Below are 18,209 nucleotides of genomic sequence, written 5' to 3'. Positions count from 1 at the left end.
GCATGTTTGTCGGCTGTACGATCTTCGCGAATAAATTCGCTCCTACAGGATTTTCAGCGATTTCAAGAGACCGCCCCATGGCAACACGGGGCGGTCTTTTGTTTTGCGGCAAAAGACCTCAGGATGAGCCCTCGATAGAAAACAACAAGATCATCGAGGGACGCATGCAAAAGGACAGTGTGCTCTACGACTATGTGATCGTCGGCGCAGGCCCCGCCGGGTGCCTGTTGGCCAATCGACTGTCGCACAACCCGCAACATCGCGTGCTGTTGCTCGAAGCGGGCGGGCAGGACAACTATCCCTGGATTCACGTGCCGGTCGGTTACCTCTACTGCATCGGCAATCCGCGCACCGACTGGTGTTTCAAGACCGAAGCCGAACCAGGCCTCAATGGCCGTGCCCTGAGCTATCCGCGGGGCAAGGTGCTGGGTGGCTGTTCGTCGATCAACGGCATGATCTACATGCGCGGCCAGGCCCGTGACTACGACCAGTGGGCTGCCCAAGGCAACAAGGGCTGGGGCTGGCAGGACGTGCTGCCGATCTTCAAACGTTCGGAAAGCCACTACGCCGGCGACACCGACCTGCATGGCGCCCAGGGCGAGTGGCGGGTCGAGCAGCAGCGGCTGTCGTGGGCCTTGCTCGATGCTTTTCGTGAAGCGGCGGCGCAGACCGGAATTGCTTCCATCCCCGACTTCAACGGCGGCGACAATGAAGGCTGCAGTTACTTTCAGGTGAACCAGCGACGCGGTGTGCGCTGGAATGCCTCCAAGGCGTTTCTGCGCCCCGTTGCCCAGCGTCCTAACCTGACGGTGATGACCGGCGTCGAAGTGTCGCGAGTCGCCTTCGAGAACGGCCGGGCCAGTGGTGTGCTGGCCTGCGTCGGCGATCAGGAGCAGACCTTGCGCGCGCGTCGTGAGGTGATTCTGTGCTGCGGTTCGATTGGCTCGCCGATGGTACTGCAGCGCTCGGGAATAGGCCCGCGAGCCTTGCTGGAAAGGCATGGCATCGGCGTGCGCGTGGAGCTGCCGGGCGTGGGGGAAAACCTGCAGGATCATCTGCAGTTGCGCCTGATCTATAAAGTCAGCAACGGCCACACCCTCAACCAGATGGCCGGTAGCCTCTGGGGCAAGATGAACATGGGCCTGCGTTATGCGCTCAATCGCAGCGGGCCGCTGGCCATGGCGCCGAGCCAGCTGGGAGCCTTTGCCCGCTCAGGCCCCGAGCAGACCAGCGCAAACCTCGAATACCACGTCCAGCCCCTGTCGCTGGAGCGCTTCGGCGAACCCTTGCATGGCTTCCCGGCGTTCACCGCTTCGGTGTGCGACTTGCGTCCGCAAAGCCGCGGCACGGTGCAGATTCGCTCGCCCCAGGCCGATGCCGCGCCGATCATCAAACCCAACTATCTGAGCCACGAAACGGACCTGAAAGTCGCCGCCGACGCCATCCTCCTGACCCGCCGCATCGCCGCTGCGCCCGCACTGGCTAGCTTCGAACCGGTGGAATACCTGCCCGGCGCCAGCCTGCAAAGCGAGGAAGAACTGCGCCAGGCAGCGAGCACCATCGGCACCACCATCTTTCACCCGGTGGGCACCTGCAAGATGGGCCAGGGCGTTGATGCCGTGGTCGATGAGCGCCTGCGGGTGCACGGCGTGCCCGGCCTGCGAGTGGTCGACGCCTCGATCATGCCCAGCATCACCAGCGGTAACACCTGCTCGCCAACGGTGATGATCGCCGAGAAGGCGGCGCAGATGATCATCGAAGATGCGGTGAGGGAAACCAGTGCGTCGGAAGCCGTGATGCCCGAATCGGTCACGTAACAATAAGTCTTGCCCGCGGCGGTGTGCTCAACACCGATCCCGCGGGCAAGCCCGGCTGCTACGGATCTGGGCGTCCAGGCTTATACGGCGTTGAGGCGGTCGACCATGTCAGGAAATTTTTCCACCAGCCTGATCAGCAGAGTCGCCTGTGTTTTGAGTTTTGATTTCTGGCTTGTCTTCGAGGCCCGCGCTGCGTGGGGGTTGCTTTTCTTTTCGATGCGCAGCCATGTCATCCACGCCTTGCATCATTTCGGCGAACAAATCGCGTCGTTTGATCATTTTCATTCCAGTGACTAGCGTTCCGAGAGCTCGGGAGGAGCGTGGCGACAGCGATTTTAGGTCTTGCGGCTGATCTTTTGCCCATTTTTTCATTCAGCAGTCGAAGAGACGCTTCAGATCGTGAGTGCGTAGAAATCTCCTACAACCAAAACAGCCAAACCCCACCATTTGTTCGCATCCTTTTCACGAAAAATTGATAGCCAACTGCCTAAAGTTTGCGATGTCGGCAGTGTTTTCCGTGACGCTTGACCGGCGTTGTCCTTTTAGCCAAGCAGACCCTCATGTTGAACGTAAAAGCAGTTCGTCCCGAGCTTGTGACTGTGCTCGCCAGTGTTTTCCTGTTGCTCGGGTTTAACCTGACGCTGTGGCAGCACCTTTTCACCATTACCGACTTCAGCGGTAAGGGCTTGTTGTTGCGCGGCGCTTTTGCGTTGATGGTGTTTTGCGTATTCAATATTTTCCTGACGCTGTTTGCGTTCAAGAGAGTATTGAAACCGGTGTTGATCGCACTGTTCATGATCAGTGCCGGTGTCGCTTATTTCATGAGCGAATACGGTGTATTGATTGATTCGGGCATGTTTCGCAACTTTGCCGAAACCAACGCCACGGAAGTTCAAGGCCTGTTGTCGTTGAAACTGGCAGCTTATTTGTTGCTGTTGGGTGTATTGCCTTCGGTGATGCTGTGGAAGGTGCCGGTCAACTATCGTCGCTGGCCCCGTGAGGTGTTGAGCAAGGTGCTGGTCAGTGCCGTGTGCGCGGGTGCGATCGGTGGTGTGGCGCTGCTGAACTATCAGGGTTTGTCGTCGCTGTTTCGCAATCATCACGAACTGCGCCTGATGGTGGTGCCGAGCAACTACATCGGAGCGTCGCTGGGCTACCTGAGCGAGCAGGTCAAATCGGCGCAGCAGCCGTTTGTCAGCATCGGTGAGGACGCGAAGCTGGCCACGGACTGGCAGCAGCACACGCGCAAGTCGCTGACCGTTCTGGTGGTGGGCGAGAGTGCCCGCGCCGAGAACTTCGGCATCCTGGGCTACAATCGCGACACCACCCCGCAACTCAAGCAGGAACGGGGCCTGCTGACCTTCACCGATGTGCATTCCTGCGGCACGGAAACCGCCGTGTCGGTGCCGTGCATGTTCTCCAACATGGGCCGCAAGGATTACAGCGCCAGCCAGGCGAAGAACCAGGAAGGCATGCTCGACGTGCTCAAGCGCGCGGGGCTGGACGTGATCTGGCGTGACAACCAGTCAGGCTGCAAGGGCACCTGCGATCGCGTGACGCTGCAGGATGTCAGCAACCTCAAGGACCCGGTGCTGTGTGCCAACAACGAATGCCGTGATGAGATCCTGCTGCAGGGCCTGCAGAGTTTCATCGACCATCTGGACAAGGACACCGTGCTGGTGCTGCACCAGATGGGCAGCCACGGTCCTGAATACTTCAAGCGTTATCCGAAAGCGTTCGAGAAGTTCACCCCGGTGTGCGAGAGCAATGCACTGAACAACTGTTCGCGGGAAAGTATCATCAATGGTTACGACAACACGCTGTTGTACACCGACCATGTATTGGCATCGTTGATCGACATTCTGCGCAACAACCAGAACAAGGTGGACACGGCCATGTTGTATCTGTCCGACCATGGTGAGTCGTTGGGTGAATACAACCTGTTCCTGCACGGCACACCTTATATGCTGGCGCCGGACCAACAGAAACATGTGCCGATGATCGCCTGGTTCTCGGACAACTATCAGCAATCATTTGCCGTCGATACCCATTGTTTGCAAAAAGAGCGTAATGCGCCGCTGAGTCAGGACAATCTGTTCCACTCCATGCTGGGCTTGCTGAAAGTTCAGACCCATGTTTATAACCCGTCGCTGGACATGTTTGCCGGTTGCCGAGGGATTTATACGGACGGGGTACTGGCCAATGAATGAGCAGGTGAGCGATCGCGAACAGGTGCAGCAGTACGTGCAGCGCCATGAGCAGGGGCTGGCCCGGCGCCTGAGCCTGTGGCGGGATGCGCAGCTGGCCCGCCATGCCCTGCGTGATGCCGGCGAGCCGGGGCTGGTGCTGGACGTGCCGTCGGGGGCGGGGCGGTTCTGGCCGGTGCTGGCCGAGCACGCCAACCGAGTGATCTTGGCGGCCGACCCGTCCGGCGACATGCTCGAAGTTGCCAAGGCTCAGTCGCCCCAGGGAGTACTCAAGCGCATCCGCACCTTTCAGAGTTCGCCGCTGTCGATCGGGCTGCCCTCCAACGCGGTGGACTGCATCTTCTGCATGCGCCTGTTTCACCACGTCGCCGATGCCGACCGGCGCATGGCGATCCTCGAGGAGTTCTACCGGGTGACCCGCGACACGGCCATCGTTGCCTTGTGGGTCGACGGCAATATCAAGTCCTGGCGGCGCAAGCGCCAGGAGGGCTGCCGCCTTGGGGCCGATGGCCTGCCGCAGCTGCGCAATCGCTTCGTGGCCTGTCGCGCCGAAGTCGAGTCGGAGTTTCTGGCGACGGGGTTTCGCATCGTCTCTCACCACGATTTCCTTCCCGGCTACGCCATGTGGCGGGTGTACGTGCTGCGCAAAAACGGCTGATCGTTCCGATGAACGGTCGCAATCCGCTGAGTAATCGATAAACACGCCACATGAAGTTGTTCGAGACTTGCAGGACGGATGCCCGGTAAACGCCCATAGCGATATATACTGCGCGCCATTCTTCAAGGGAGAGCCGTGTGGCCATCGATATTCACTGGATTCGCGACGACGACAGCCTCGCCCTTCATTGCGCAGAGTGGCAGAAGCTGCCATTCGTCGCCCTCGACACCGAATTCATGCGGGTCGACACCTTCTACCCCATCGCCGGGCTGTTGCAGATCGGCGACGGTACGCGAGCCTGCCTGATCGACCCGTTGCTGATCAGCGACTGGCAGCCTCTGGCCCAACTGCTGGAAAACGCCGACGTCATCAAGGTGGTTCACGCCTGCAGCGAAGACCTCGAAGTGCTGCTGCGCCTGACCGGCAGCCTGCCGGTGCCGCTGTTCGACACCCAACTGGCCGCCGCCTATCTGAACCTGGGGTTCTCGATGGGCTATTCGCGTCTGGTTCAGGAAGTGTTGAACATCGAACTGCCCAAGGGCGAAACCCGCTCCGACTGGCTGCAGCGGCCATTGTCGGAGACCCAGATCAGCTACGCCGCCGAAGACGCCGTGCACCTGGCCGAGGTCTATGAAGTGCTGCGCCCGCGCCTGTCGGACGAGAAATACGCCTGGGTGCTGGAAGACGGCGCCGAGCTGGTCGCCAACCTGCGCCGCGAGACCGATCCTCACGAGGTTTATCGCGAGGCTAAGCTGGCGTGGAAGCTGTCCCGCGCGCAACTGGCGGTGCTGCGTGAACTGTGCGCCTGGCGCGAAACCCAGGCGCGCCTGCGCAATCAGCCGCGCAACCGGGTGTTGCGCGAGCAGTCGCTGTGGCCCTTGGCCAAGACCCAGCCGGACAACCTCGTCGCCCTGGCGAGGATCGAAGACATGCACCCCAAGACCGTGCGTCAGGACGGCGAGTTTCTGCTCGAACTGATCAAGCAGGCCGGGAGCGTGTCCCCTGATCTGTGGCCGCCGGCGTTGCCCGAGCCGCTGCCGATCGAAGCCTCGAATGTACTCAAGAGCCTGCGCGCCATCGGCCAGCAGCAAGCCGAGCGCCTGGACATGGCGCCGGAGCTGATGCTGCGCAAGAAGACTCTGGAAGCCCTGCTCAAGACCGGATTCCCTGACGGTCCTTATCAACTGCCCGATTCGTTGCGTGGCTGGCGCCGCGAATTGATGGGCCAGATGCTGCTCGACAGCCTGGCCAATGCCGGAGAACAGCCTTGAAACAGATTTGCTCCATCTACCGCAGCCCGCGCAAGAACGAAATGTACCTCTACGTGCTCAAGAGCGAAGCGCTCGAGCGCGTCCCCGAAGGCCTGCTCACGGTCTTCGGCAAGCCGGTGCACGCCTTCGATCTGGTCCTGACCCCCGAGCGCACGCTGGCCCGTGAGGACATTCACACGGTGCTGGCCAATCTGGAATCGCAGGGTTACCACCTGCAGATGCCGCCCGCCGAGGAAGAGTACATCGAGCACCTGCCCGAAGAGTTGCTGCGCCGCAACGACCCGGTCTGATCGACTATTGCCCCTGCCGTTCATCGCGGGGGTATACCGGACCGCGTCAGGCCTCTCGATGCCTGCGCTTTTCACGCTGCGTGGGTATCAGACGCCGTGCGGTCGCATGTCCTGCTTTTTTCGAGTCTTTATTTCATGCGCGTTCTGATTGCCGAACACGATTACGCCCTTTACACCGAATTGCTCAGCAAGGCCGCTCCCGAGATCGAAATCCTCAGCAGCGGCGATTCTGCCGAACTCTCGAAAATGGCCGCTCAAACGCCCATCTGGCTGGGCCAGCCCGACCTGCTGGCGACCCTGCTGCGCCAGGGCCACAAACCGCAATGGCTGCAATCGACCTGGGCGGGCATCACGCCGCTGCTGGCCGAGGGGCTGCAGCGCGACTACCGGCTGACCCGCGCGGTGGGGATTTTCGGCCAGGTCATGGCCGAGTTCGTGCTGACCTACATGCTGGTCCACGAACGCGAAGTGCTGGCGCGGCTGGTCAGCCAGGTCGAGCGTAAATGGGACACCCGCACAGGTCCTGGGTTGGCCGGACGCAAGGCGCTGATCGTCGGCACCGGTGACATCGGCCTGAGCGTTGCGCAGTTTCTGCTGCCGTTTGGCGTCGAGCTGTACGGCGTCGCGTCCTCTGCCCGGGAGCAGGCGCCATTCAAGGAAGTCGGCTCCCTCGAGGACCTGCCGCGGCTGGTGGGAGAGGTCGATTTCGTCATCAACCTGCTGCCCAACACCCCGCAAACCCACGACCTGTACGACGCCAAACTGTTCGCCAGCTTCAAGCCCTCGGCGTTGTTCATCAACGTCGGCCGGGGCGTGGCGGTGGTGGATGCCGATCTGGTCAATGCCTTGAAGGAAGGGCATCTGGCGGGCGCGGTGATCGATGTCTGCCGTCAGGAGCCGCTGCCGCAGCGCCATCCATTCTGGACCGCCTGGGGGCTGCTGCTGACCGGCCACAGCTCGGCGCCGACCTCGCCAACAGCGATGACGCAGTTGTTCGTCGACAACCTTGCGGCGTACACCGCAGGCCAGGCGCTGCGCGGGGAAGTGGATTTCGTCAAAGGGTATTGATTCTCGAATCCACAGCTGTGCCTGGGTGGGAGTGAGCTTGCTCACGAAACGGTCGGTACATCCGCCAAGTCGGTAGCGGATGATCATCAGCATTCGTGAGCAAGCTCACTCCCACAGGTGACTCATCAGTCAGCGAGCCGGGCTTGTGGGCAGCCTTACAGACTGAAATCCCCCTCAGCCGCCAATTCCGCCAACGGCCGGCGTGGGCTTGGGGTTTCGCGGGCCTGCAGGTACTCGGCCAGGGTCGATTTGTCGCCCAGTTTGCCGATCGCCACCGCCGCGTGCAGCGCATAGCCTTCCGGAATCTTCAGCTCCTTGCGGGTCAGTTCCTGATCGAATCCGGCCATGCCGTGGGTGTGCCAGCCGCTCAGGCTCGCCTGCAGCGCCAGGTGGCCCCAGGCCGAACCGGTGTCGAAGGTGTGCCACAGCGCAGGGGTTTCCTCGCTGGCGCCTGGGGCGGTGAAGGTGGTCTTGGAGATCACGATCACCAAGGCCGAGGCGTGCTGTGCCCAGCCGCGGTTGAATTCATTGAGCAGGCCCAGGAAACGCTCCCAGTTCGGCGTGTCGCGGCGCGCGTAGAGAAAGCGCCAGGGCTGCGAGTTGTAGGCCGATGGCGCCCAGCGCGCGGCTTCGAAGAAGCTCAGCAGCGTTTCCTGCGGGATGCTTTCGCCGGTGAAGGCGCGGGGCGACCAGCGATCGGTGAATTGCGGGTGAATGGCGTACTCGGCAACGCGTGGGTTGGCGCTCATGCTTGAAAGTCCTGAAAGTTGACGGGATCGCAGCGCTGGTTGCGGCCTGCGAAAACACATTCGGATGGGCCGTGGACGGCAGGCATCAATCAAAGAGAAGTTGCGGGTGCTGCGCGGCCCTCTGGCGCGGGCTTGCGAGGGCATAAAGCTACTGCGCGGCACCGCCGCTGACAAGCCCGCTCGTACCGACAGTCGCCAACGCTTGGCCCCGCTGCGATGTGCCACTAGACTGGCGGCCTTTTCATCACCCGATACTGATCTTCGCGAAATCATGGCCGCCAAAGTCGAACCGTTCTGGATGCGCAAAACCCTCGATCAACTCGACCCGGTCGAGTGGGAATCCCTGTGCGACGGCTGTGGCCTGTGCTGCCTGCAAAAGCTCGAAGACGAGGACGACGGCGCGGTTTACTACACCCGCATCGCCTGTCAGTTGCTGGACCTGAAAACCTGCCAATGTACCGACTATCCGAATCGCAAGGCGTTGGTGCCCGATTGCATTCAGCTAACGCCAGGGCAAGCCGATGAATTCAAGTGGCTGCCACCGACCTGTGGCTACCGCCTGGTCAGCGAAGGCAAGGACCTGCCGTTGTGGCACCACCTGGTCTGTGGCGATCGCGAGCAGGTGCACAAGGAACGCATTTCCCAGTCAGGCCGCATGCTCAGCGAAAAGAGCGTGGCCGAGGACGACTGGGAGGATTACCTGATCTTCCGCGCCGGCTGATTCACTCGGCGCATCGCTTGCCGCTGTTGCCTGTAACCCGATCCAAGAGCCTGTCGTTTCAGGAGTGGTCTGCTCGTGCGTTATCAACTGCCGCTGTGTGCCGTCTTTCTCGCCTTGAGCCTGCCCGTCTGGGCGGCGAAGAAAGTCGATCTGGATTACCACATCACCTTGCTGCCCCAGAGCGATCAGGCCCAGGTGCGCCTGACGCTGGAGCAGGGCAGCGCCGTACGCGCGCTGGACCTGGACCTGGGTGAGCAGGGCCGCTACAGCGATTTCAGCGCCGACGGCCAGTGGTCGACCGCTGCGGCCCGTTCCGGCAACGCACTGCGTGGCGTCTGGAAGCCTGCCAGTGGCAAGGCGACGCTGACCTACCTTGTGCACATCGACCGCCACTTGCCCGACCCGCTCACCGGCAAGCCGCGCTTCGAAACCCGCATGACGTCCGATTGGGCGTTGCTCCGCGGCGAGGACCTGGTGCCCCGGGCGCACCTGAACCAACAGGACGGCGTGCGCCTGCAGACCCGCATGACGGTCGACCTGCCCACCGGTTGGAAGAACGTCGAAACCTCGTGGCCGCGCATCGGCAAGAACCGCTTTCGCATCGATGACGTCTCGCGCCTGTTCGACCGGCCCACCGGCTGGATGCTCGCGGGCAATCTGATCAATCGCCGGGCGCGCCTGGGTGAAACCGATGTCACGGTCAGCGCGCCGAAAGGCCAGGGCATGCGGCGCATGGAAACCCTGACCTTGCTGACGTTTGTCTGGCCCAAATTGCAGGCCGTTTTCCCGCGCACACCGGACAAGCTGCTGGTGGTCGGCGCCAGCGAATCCATGGCGCGCAATGCCTGCGCCGGGCACGACTCGATCTACCTGAATGCCAACCGCCCGTTGATCAGCGAGAGCGGCGCAAGCCCTTTGCTGCGCGAGCTGGTGCAGGTGTTCGGGCGCATTCAGGTGCGTGACCGCAGTGACTGGATTCGCGCCGGGATCGCCGAGTATTACTCCGTCGAGTTGCTGCGCCGCGCCGGCGGGATGACTCAGGATCGCTTCGAGGACTGGCAATCGATCCTCACCCGCGTGGGGCGCAAGGTCAGCACGCTGCGTGCCGCGCACGTCGACCCGGCCATGACCGCCCGCGCAGCGATGCTGCTGTCGGCGCTGGATCAGGAAATCCGTCAGCAGACCCGCGATCAGAAGTCGCTGGATGATGTGGTGGCCGGGTTGGTGCGGATGGGCGCGGTGAGTACCGAGGATTTCGTGCAGCTCGCGGGCGGGGTGATTGGCGAGCCGTCGAAGGTGTTGCAGAGTCCATTGCTGCAATAAGGCCCGCTCCTGTTAGAGCGGGCCCTGAGTCGCTTACTTCAGGTTGCCGCTCAAGAACTGCTTGAGGCGCTCGCTCTTCGGGTTGCCCAGGACTTCGTCCGGGTGACCGATTTCCTCGATCTGGCCCTGATGCAGGAACACCACCTGATTGGCCACCTTGCGTGCGAAGCCCATTTCGTGGGTCACCAGAATCATGGTCCGGCCTTCCTCGGCCAGGCCCTGAATCACTTTCAGCACTTCACCCACCAGCTCCGGGTCCAGCGCCGAGGTCGGTTCGTCGAAGAGCATGATTTCCGGCTCCATCGCCAGCGCCCGGGCAATCGCCACGCGCTGCTGCTGGCCGCCGGAGAGGAACGCCGGGTATTGATCGGCAACGCGAGCGGGCAGGCCGACCTTTTCCAGGTACTTGCGCGCGCGGTCCTCGGCCTCGGCCTTGGACACGCCCAGCACACGACGCGGGGCCATGGTGATGTTTTCCAGCACCGTCATGTGGCTCCACAGGTTGAAGTGCTGGAACACCATGGCCAGGCGCGTGCGGATGCGCTGCAGCTCGGCGGGGTCGGCCACATGCATTCCGGTGGCGTGGCTGACCATCTTGATCTGCTGGCCGTCCAGGGTCATGGCGCCGTCGTTGGGCTGTTCGAGAAAGTTGATGCAGCGCAGAAAAGTACTCTTGCCCGAGCCGCTGGCGCCGATCAGGCAGATCACGTCACCGACGTTGGCCTTGAGCGACACGCCTTTGAGCACTTCGTGGTCGCCGTAGCTTTTATGCAGACCATCGATGGTCAGTTTGTACATGTCAGGCATTCCTCAAGGAGACAGTAAGTAGCCGCTGCGCAGCGGCACGGTGCCGGCGACATGGGCAATCACCATGCCGGCCGTGGCCATGCGCCGCAAGGAGCGGGCGTACATAAGACCGGCATTGGTCGCGTGAACGGGGGTGACCTGATCGCTGATCGGGTCGATGACCTCGGCGATCAGTTGCCCCGCCTCGACGTATTCGCCCGGCAGGGTGCAGAACACCAGCAGCCCGCCCACCGGCGTGGCGACAGGCTCGACTGCCGCCAGCGGCGTGGCCGGGTAGATCAGTTCGGGAGCCGGCGCGGGTACACCGGCAATGGCGCCGTAGTGCATCAGGTAGCTGATGATCGCCTGGCAGTCGCGGCTGCCCAGGGCGTGGTTCACGTCGCCCTGGCCGCGCAGCTCCAGGGTCACCGAGAAGCTGCCCAGCGGGATCGGGAAACGTTTTTCGAAGCGCTGCTGCAACTGCCACCAGACCAGCGTGAAGCATTCGTCGAACGACTGCCCGCCGGAGTCCGTGGCCAGCAGGCTGGCCTGCGCACCCAGATAACGCGACAGCGGCTCGACCTGCGACCAGGCCTCAGGCGTGGTGTACAGGTGCTCCACCGATTCGAAATCGCAGTGCAGGTCCAGCACCATGTCGGCGTCGCAGGCCAGCGTCTGCAGGGTCAGGCGTAGCGAATCCAGCTGCGTCGCGCCGCTGCGGGCTTCCAGCGCGGCGCGCAGGCTTTTGCGGATCAGTGTGACGTTGTGTTGCGGATCGTCGCCCAGCAGCGGCTCGACTTCATCGCCCACCTGCTGCGCCATGTCGACGAACCAGCGGTTGAAGTTCTGCCCGCTTTCCAGCTCGTAGCGGCCCAGCGGGGTGTCCATGAGTACCTGTTCCAGGCCCACCGGGTTGGCCACGGGCACCACGACGATTTCGCCGAGCAACTGGTCGGCGTTCTCAAGCTCGGCCAGACGCTGCTTGAGGTACCAGGACACCAGCATGCCGGGCAACTCGTCAGCGTGCAGTGACGACTGGATGTAGATCTTGCAGGCGCCGTTTTCCGGGCCGTAGTGAAAACTGTGGATCTGCCGCGCGGTGCCTGGCACCGGCGACAGCAAATCGTGAGTCTGGTGGCGCATCTGCGATTCCTAGTGAGTCGGGCCGAGGAAGGCCAGCCAGCGGCGTTCGGCCAGGCGGAACAGGCCCACCAGTATGAAGGTGACCGTCAGGTAGATCAGCGCGGCGATGCCGAACGACTGGAAGGTCAGGAAGGTGGCCGAGTTGGCGTCCCGCGCGACCTTGAGGATGTCCGGCACGGTGGCGGTGAAGGCCACGGTAGTCGAATGCAGCATCAGGATCACTTCGTTGCTGTAGTACGGCAGCGAGCGACGCAGGGCTGACGGCATGATCACGTAGGTGTACAGGCGCCAGCCGGTCAGGCCGTAGGCCTTGGCGGCCTCGACTTCGCCGTGGTTCATGCTGCGGATCGCACCGGCGAAGATTTCCGTGGTGTAGGCGCAGGTGTTCAGGGCGAACGCCAGGATGGTGCAGTTCATCGCATCGCGGAAGAACGCGTTGAGCATCGGCTGGTCGCGTACCACCTGCAGGCTGTAGATGCCGGTGTAGCAGATCAGCAGCTGGATGTAGAGCGGCGTGCCACGGAACAGGTAGGTGTAGAACTGCACCGGCCAGCGCACCAGCGGGTTGGGCGAGACGCGGGCAATGGACAACGGGATCGAGGCGATGAAGCCCAGGGCAATGGAGGCGCTGAGCAGCCACATGGTCATGGCCAGGCCGGTGATGTTCTGGCCGTCGGTGTAGAGAAACGCGCGCCAGTATTCTTGCAGCAGTTCGATCATCGTTGAGCCTCCCGGCTGCCTGCGGCGTAACGCCGTTCAGCCCAGCGCAGGGCGAAGTTGGAGACGCTGGTGATGACCAGATAGATCAGCGCCGCGAGCACCAGGAAATAGAACAGTTGATAGGTGCTCTTGCCCGCGTCCTGCGAGGCCTTGACCAGGTCCGCCAGGCCGATGATCGACACCAGCGCCGTGGCCTTGAGCACCACCTGCCAGTTGTTGCCGATGCCGGGCAGAGCGAAGCGCATCATCTGCGGGAATACCACGAAGCGAAAGCGTTGCCAGCGGCTCAGGCCGTAGGCGGTGGCGGCCTCGACCTGACCGCGCGGGACCGCGAGAATCGCGCCACGGAAGGTTTCGGTGAAGTACGCGCCATAGATGAAGCCCAGCGTGATGACACCGGCAGCGAAGGGATCGATTTCGATGTAGTCCCATTCCATCGCTTCGGTAAGCGTCGTCAGCCAGGTTTGCAGGCTGTAGAAGATCAGCAGCATCAGCACCAGGTCCGGTACGCCACGGATCAGCGTGGTGTAGACCTGCGCCGGAACACGCAAGATGGCGGATTTGGACAGTTTGGCACTGGCGCCCAGCAGGCCAAGCACGATGGCCAGCAGCAGCGACATCACCGAGAGTTTGACGGTCATCCAGGTGCCCTGCAGCAGCAGCGGGCCGAAGCCCTTGAGGCTGAAGGCGGACAGTCCCAGGTTTTGCAGAAGAGTATCGAACATGTGGAACCTATACAGTCGTTAAAACGCCCATCGAATTCAGAGGGGGGATTCGGATGAACCTCTGAACGCGACGGGCGTTGTTTTCTTACTTGCCGCTGTACAGATTCAGATCGCCGAAGTGCTTCTTCTGGATCTCGGCGTAGGTGCCGTCATCGTGTAACGCTTTGATACCTTTGTCCAAAAGCGCTTTCAGCTCTTTGTTACCTTGCTTGATACCGACTGCAGTCTTGGCGGGCAGCAGCGGGTCGTCGATCGGCTTGCTGACTTCGTAGTCGGCGCCTTGTGGCGACTTCAGGAAGCCCAGCTCGGCTTGCAGCATGTCCTGCACGGAAGCGTCCAGACGGCCCGACACCAGGTCAGCGTAAACCTGGTCCTGGTTGGCGTAGGCCTGGGTTTTCACGCCAGCCTTGTCGAGGATGGCCTTGGCGTAGGCTTCCTGAATGGTGCCTTGCTCGTAGCCAACGGTCTTGCCCTTGAGCGATGCGGTGTCAGCCGACAGGCCGGAACCTTTCTTGTAGACCAGCGAAGTCGGGCCAGAGAACAGTTCATTGGAGAAGTCGATGACTTTCTCGCGCGCCGGGGTCACGGTCATGGAGGAGATCACGCCGTCGAACTTGTTGGCTTTGAGGCCCGGGATCATGCCGTCGAAATCGCTTTCGACCCATTTGCAGGTCACTTTCAGTTCTTTGCAGATCGCGTTGCCCAGGTCGATGTCGAAACCGACCAGGCTGCCGTCGGCGGCCTTCGATTCGAATGGCGCGTACGAAGGATCGACGCCGAAACGCAGCTCCTTGTATTCCTTGGCCATGGCAGTGCCAGCGGCCATACACAGAGCGAGTGCGGAAAGGGTCAGCCAGGCTTTTTTCATCGTTCAGTCCTTAAAACCAAATTGAGCGTTGTGAACACGCGAAGGCTTGCTACCGGCAGGTGCCAGACTGAAAAAAGACAGCAATTTCCGAACCAAAGAGACGAACGTGCGTTTTAAATGTACGGAGTTGTCGCAATGATGACTTTGAGCCATCTCTTGTCATTTTTTCAGGCGCCGCAGGCAGTGGGAGATTAGCGGAAATGACCGCAAAGGGCGCGCAAAAATCCGATAAGAAACGCATTCGGCGCAGGCCCGTAGCAGTCCGGCTTGCCGGCGGTAACAATCCGGGCAACACCGGTGCAGATGCGCCGTGCAGCGCCCGGTGATGCGCACCAAAACGGTGCTCAGCTCAGCAAATCCTGCAATGTCGCCAGGGTATCGGCCTCGGCCACAGGCTTGTCCAGCCGCCACCTGAGCATCCTTGGAAACCTCACCGCGATCCCGCTCTTGTGGCGTTTGGACAGCGCAATGCCCTCGAAACCCAACTCGAACACCAGGGTCGGGGTAACACTTCTCACCGGGCCGAACTTCTCAACCGTGGTCTTGCGGATGATTGCATCGACCTTGCGCATTTCTTCGTCGGTCAGCCCCGAATAGGCCTTGGCGAACGGCACCAGCGTGCGCTCGCTCGACTGCGGCGGGCCGTCCCACACGGCAAAGGTGTAATCGCTGTACAGGTTCGCCCGGCGCCCGTGGCCGCGCTGGGCGTAGATCAGCACTGCATCGACGCTCAGCGGGTCGATCTTCCATTTCCACCACACGCCCATGTCCTTAGTCCGGCCCACGCCGTACATCGCGTCCCGCGCCTTGAGCATCATGCCTTCCACGCCCAGGCTGCGGGACGCCTCACGTTGCTCTGCCAGATCGAACCAATCCTTGCCGCTGAGCACTTTCGACGGCATCAGCACCGGGTCACTGGCCTTGACGATGACCTGCTCCAGTTGAGTGCGCCGCTCATGCTGCGGCCGGGTTCGCCAGTCGTGGCCCTGCCATTCGAGCAGGTCATAAGCGAGGATCACCACAGGCACTTCTTCGAGAATCTTCTTGCCCAGGGTCTTGCGGCCGATCCGCTGTTGCAGCAGGGCGAAGGGCTGCACCGAGGCTGAGGACTCTTTCTGTTCTGTAGGAGAGGGCGTGGTGAGGGCGAAGGTATTTTCCGATTGCGGCGCAGGATCCGAGACTTTCCACACGACGATTTCGCCATCGATGACGGTGCCATCGGGCAGGGACTGGGTCAGGCTGTGCAATTCGGGGAAGCGGTCGGTGACCAGTTCTTCGCCCCGCGACCAGATCCACAGCCGTCCGTCGCGCTTGACCACCTGGGCGCGAATGCCATCCCACTTCCACTCCACCTGCCAGTTGTCGGCGGGGCCCAGCAGGGTTTCGAGTTGATCGACCGGCTGTTGCAGCGCGTGGGCCAGAAAAAACGGATAAGGGTGGCCGCCGCGCTGCGCATGTTCGTCGTCGGATTCTTCCGCGATCAGCCTCAGATAGCCCTCGGCACTGGGGCGATGAGAGAGGTCGGTGTAACCCACCAGCCGCTGGGCCACGCGCTTGCTGTCCAGATCCGCCAAGGCCGCCAGCGCGCGGGTCACCAGCAGCTTCGACACGCCGACGCGAAAACTACCGGTGATCAGCTTCAGGCAGACCATCAGCGACTGGCGATCCAGTTGCGCCCAGAATGTGGGCAAGCGCTCCTGCAACACCTCCGGCGGCAGGCCGCGCAGAGGTAACAGCCGGTTTTCCATCCAGCTGGCCAGGCCTTCGTCGGAGCTGTGTTGCGCCTCTGGCAACAGTAACGACAGGGTTTCCGCAAGATCCCCTACGGCCTGATAGCTTTCCTCGAACAGCCACTCGGGTAGCGCCGAAAGCTGCATGGCCTGTTCCCTCAAAAGACGTGTCGGCACCAGTTGGCGAGGGCGACCTCCAGCGAGAAAGTACACCGCCCAGGCGGCATCTTCGGGGGCGGCGTGGGCGAAGTAGTGCTGCATCGCCGCGAGCTTGGCGTTGCTGGAAGTGGTGGCGTCGAGTTGCGCGTACAGCTCGGCGAAGGCCTTCATGAGGTGGCCTCCTGCTCGCTTTTCGGTGCTGGCGCATCGTCTTCTTCATCGCCGTATTCGGTGGTGAAGCCCTGGGCATCCAGTCCGTTTTCTCGTAAATAGCGCACCAGCACCGCGACCGAACCGTGGGTGACCATCACCCGTTCGGCGCCAGTGTTCTCGATCGCCCACAACAGCCCCGGCCAGTCGGCGTGGTCGGACAGCGCAAAGCCGCGATCCACGCCACGCCGCCGCCGCGTGCCACGCAGCAGCATCCAGCCGCTGGCAAAGGCGTCGCTGAAATCGCCGAAGCGGCGCATCCAGGTACTGCCTCCGGCTGAAGGCGGGGCGACGATCAACGCCTGACGCAGGGTCGGGTCGGTTTTCTTGAAATCTCCGGCGTAGTGCGTTTCGGGAATCCGCACCCCGGCGGCGCGGTAGACGCGGTTGAGCGGCTCGACCGCCCCGTGAACCAGGATCGGGCCGATGCTCGGGTCGATGCCGTGGAGGATGCGTTGGGCCTTGCCGAACGAGTAGGCGAACAGCACGCTGGCCTTGCCCACGGCGGCGTTGGCCCGCCACCAGTCGTTGATGCCGGTGAAGATTTCGGTCTGTGGTTGCCAGCGGTAGATGGGCAGGCCGAAGGTGGATTCGGTGATGAAGGTGTGGCAGCGCACGGGTTCGAACGGCGCGCAGGTGCCGTCGGGTTCGACTTTGTAGTCGCCGGACGCGACCCAGACTTCGCCTTGGTATTCGAGGCGGACCTGGGCTGAACCCAGGACGTGTCCGGCGGGGTGCAGGCTCAGTTTCACGCCGTGGTGGGTAATGGATTCGCCGTATTCGAGGGTTTGCAGGTTGATGTCCTGGCCCAGCCGTGAGCGCAGGATGCCTTCGCCGGGGGCGGCGGCCAGGTAGTGCTGGTTGCCGGTGCGGGCGTGGTCGCCATGGCCATGGGTGATGACCGAGCGCTCGACCGGGCGCCACGGGTCGATATAGAAGTCTCCGGGCGGGCAGTACAGGCCTTCGGGACGGGCGATGACAAGATCCATGGTTAACCGGGTCTTTTGGGGGGCTTGTCAGGTAGAGCTTTGTTCGGGGTGGGAAGTTCGGGGTTTATTGGGTGGTGGTGAGGCTGGCTGCTTTGTTCGTTAACGTTAAGAGCAGATATTTTTTGAGTCTCAGAGTTGAGGGCATATCCGTTTCTTCGGTCACGGCGGCTTATGGTTCCGCCCTTACGGCGGGTCACTTTTTTCAAGAGCCAAAAAAGTAACCAAAAAGGCCCTGCTCCTGGTTTGGCCTCGACTTCGTCGAGGTTCCCTCACTCCGGTCTCGCTCCGTGGGCCCGGCGCGAATGGGCCATCCATGGCCCCGCGCCTCGCGCGGCATCCATGCCGCTTGGCCCACTCCACGAGACCTGCGTTCGGCCTGCACCCAAGTCGCGATTGGTGGTGTCTGTGAGATTTACGTACGAAGATCAAAAGCAACGGCAACGGCAACGGCAACGGCATGATGTTATGCGATCTGCTTTTGATTCTGCCCGAAAGGCGTAGGAGCCCGGCTCGCCGGCGGTCTGGCGCGCAGCGGCAGTAAAATCGGGCGCCTTGGCCGTGTCAGATTCACCGCGGGCACCGGATTTACTGCCGCTTCGCGCCAGACCGCCGGCAAGCCGTGCTGCTACGGAGGGCATCGCCCTCAAGCTTTTGATCTTGATGCGCGATAGCCCAGACGCCGCCAAACGCGACTTGGGTGCAGGCCGAGCGGAGGTGATGTGGAGTGGGTCAAGCGGCAGGATGCCGCGCGAGGCGCGGGGCCATGGATGGCCCA

At 62.1% G+C, this 18,209-nt stretch carries 17 protein-coding genes; 8 read left to right on the top strand and 9 right to left on the bottom strand.

The genetic code is table 11. From position 1 onward, the window contains the following. Positions 1-164: 164 nt before the first annotated feature. The gene (locus AC1MEK_RS28930) at positions 165-1,817 is read left to right on the top strand and encodes a GMC family oxidoreductase (protein ID WP_480399678.1); all 1,653 of its coding nucleotides are present in this window, start codon (positions 165-167) and stop codon (positions 1,815-1,817) included. A gap of 108 nt (positions 1,818-1,925) precedes the next feature. On the opposite strand, the gene AC1MEK_RS28925 is transcribed toward AC1MEK_RS28930, so the two are convergent. After that, positions 1,926-2,096, bottom strand: a complete 171-nt coding sequence (locus AC1MEK_RS28925; RefSeq protein ID WP_480399677.1) for a hypothetical protein — start codon at positions 2,094-2,096, stop codon at positions 1,926-1,928. Positions 2,097-2,377: 281 nt separating this feature from the next. Between AC1MEK_RS28925 and AC1MEK_RS28920 the strand changes: the two genes are divergently transcribed. From AC1MEK_RS28920 to AC1MEK_RS28900, 5 genes are all read left to right on the top strand, one after another. Further along, positions 2,378-4,027: a phosphoethanolamine transferase gene (locus AC1MEK_RS28920; RefSeq protein WP_480399676.1), complete on the top strand. Its 1,650-nt coding sequence runs from the start codon at positions 2,378-2,380 to the stop codon at positions 4,025-4,027. Continuing rightward, positions 4,020-4,682 (top strand): class I SAM-dependent methyltransferase, encoded by a 663-nt coding sequence (locus AC1MEK_RS28915; RefSeq protein ID WP_480399675.1) that lies wholly within the window; start codon positions 4,020-4,022, stop codon positions 4,680-4,682. The genes AC1MEK_RS28920 and AC1MEK_RS28915 overlap by 8 nt, the downstream gene beginning before the upstream one ends. 137 nt (positions 4,683-4,819) lie before the next feature. Then, on the top strand, positions 4,820-5,953 hold the full coding sequence (rnd, locus tag AC1MEK_RS28910; protein ID WP_480399674.1) for a ribonuclease D: 1,134 nt from the start codon (positions 4,820-4,822) through the stop codon (positions 5,951-5,953). Further along, complete coding sequence (locus AC1MEK_RS28905; protein ID WP_480399673.1) at positions 5,950-6,243, top strand: YcgL domain-containing protein; 294 nt, start codon at positions 5,950-5,952, stop codon at positions 6,241-6,243. The genes rnd and AC1MEK_RS28905 overlap by 4 nt, the downstream gene beginning before the upstream one ends. A 135-nt stretch (positions 6,244-6,378) precedes the next feature. Then, on the top strand, positions 6,379-7,311 hold the full coding sequence (locus tag AC1MEK_RS28900) for a D-2-hydroxyacid dehydrogenase (protein ID WP_480399672.1): 933 nt from the start codon (positions 6,379-6,381) through the stop codon (positions 7,309-7,311). A gap of 155 nt (positions 7,312-7,466) precedes the next feature. Here AC1MEK_RS28900 and AC1MEK_RS28895 read toward each other — a convergent pair whose 3' ends face one another. Further along, a complete protein-coding gene (locus tag AC1MEK_RS28895) occupies positions 7,467-8,060 on the bottom strand; it encodes a nitroreductase family protein (protein ID WP_480399671.1) in 594 nt (197 codons plus the stop codon). Positions 8,061-8,331: 271 nt separating this feature from the next. On the opposite strand from AC1MEK_RS28895, the gene AC1MEK_RS28890 reads away from it, so the two are divergent. Next, positions 8,332-8,781 carry a YcgN family cysteine cluster protein gene (locus AC1MEK_RS28890; protein WP_480399670.1) on the top strand — a complete coding sequence of 150 codons (450 nt, stop codon included), beginning with the start codon at positions 8,332-8,334 and terminating at the stop codon, positions 8,779-8,781. Positions 8,782-8,850: 69 nt separating this feature from the next. Then, entirely contained in the window at positions 8,851-10,104 is a 1,254-nt protein-coding gene (locus AC1MEK_RS28885) for a hypothetical protein (protein WP_480399704.1), read from the top strand. A gap of 33 nt (positions 10,105-10,137) precedes the next feature. Here AC1MEK_RS28885 and AC1MEK_RS28880 read toward each other — a convergent pair whose 3' ends face one another. From AC1MEK_RS28880 to AC1MEK_RS28850, 7 genes are all read right to left on the bottom strand, one after another. Continuing rightward, complete coding sequence (locus AC1MEK_RS28880; RefSeq protein ID WP_480399669.1) at positions 10,138-10,902, bottom strand: ABC transporter ATP-binding protein; 765 nt, start codon at positions 10,900-10,902, stop codon at positions 10,138-10,140. A gap of 12 nt (positions 10,903-10,914) precedes the next feature. After that, a complete protein-coding gene (locus tag AC1MEK_RS28875) occupies positions 10,915-12,033 on the bottom strand; it encodes a succinylglutamate desuccinylase/aspartoacylase family protein (RefSeq protein ID WP_480399668.1) in 1,119 nt (372 codons plus the stop codon). Positions 12,034-12,042: 9 nt separating this feature from the next. Continuing rightward, positions 12,043-12,753 carry an ABC transporter permease gene (locus tag AC1MEK_RS28870; protein WP_480399667.1) on the bottom strand — a complete coding sequence of 237 codons (711 nt, stop codon included), beginning with the start codon at positions 12,751-12,753 and terminating at the stop codon, positions 12,043-12,045. Continuing rightward, positions 12,750-13,478 carry an ABC transporter permease gene (locus tag AC1MEK_RS28865; RefSeq protein ID WP_480399666.1) on the bottom strand — a complete coding sequence of 243 codons (729 nt, stop codon included), beginning with the start codon at positions 13,476-13,478 and terminating at the stop codon, positions 12,750-12,752. Before AC1MEK_RS28865 ends, AC1MEK_RS28870 begins: the two co-directional genes overlap by 4 nt. Before the next feature lie 85 nt (positions 13,479-13,563). Then, complete coding sequence (locus tag AC1MEK_RS28860) at positions 13,564-14,346, bottom strand: transporter substrate-binding domain-containing protein (RefSeq protein ID WP_480399665.1); 783 nt, start codon at positions 14,344-14,346, stop codon at positions 13,564-13,566. Between the two features lie 344 nt (positions 14,347-14,690). After that, positions 14,691-16,406, bottom strand: a complete 1,716-nt coding sequence (locus tag AC1MEK_RS28855; RefSeq protein WP_480399664.1) for an ATP-dependent DNA ligase — start codon at positions 16,404-16,406, stop codon at positions 14,691-14,693. After that, positions 16,403-17,434 carry a ligase-associated DNA damage response exonuclease gene (locus tag AC1MEK_RS28850; protein ID WP_480399663.1) on the bottom strand — a complete coding sequence of 344 codons (1,032 nt, stop codon included), beginning with the start codon at positions 17,432-17,434 and terminating at the stop codon, positions 16,403-16,405. Before AC1MEK_RS28850 ends, AC1MEK_RS28855 begins: the two co-directional genes overlap by 4 nt. Positions 17,435-18,209: the final 775 nt, after the last annotated feature.

It is taken from the genome of Pseudomonas sp. 2 (genome assembly GCF_056627435.1).
This window is presented reverse-complemented; position numbering and strand designations above follow the sequence as displayed.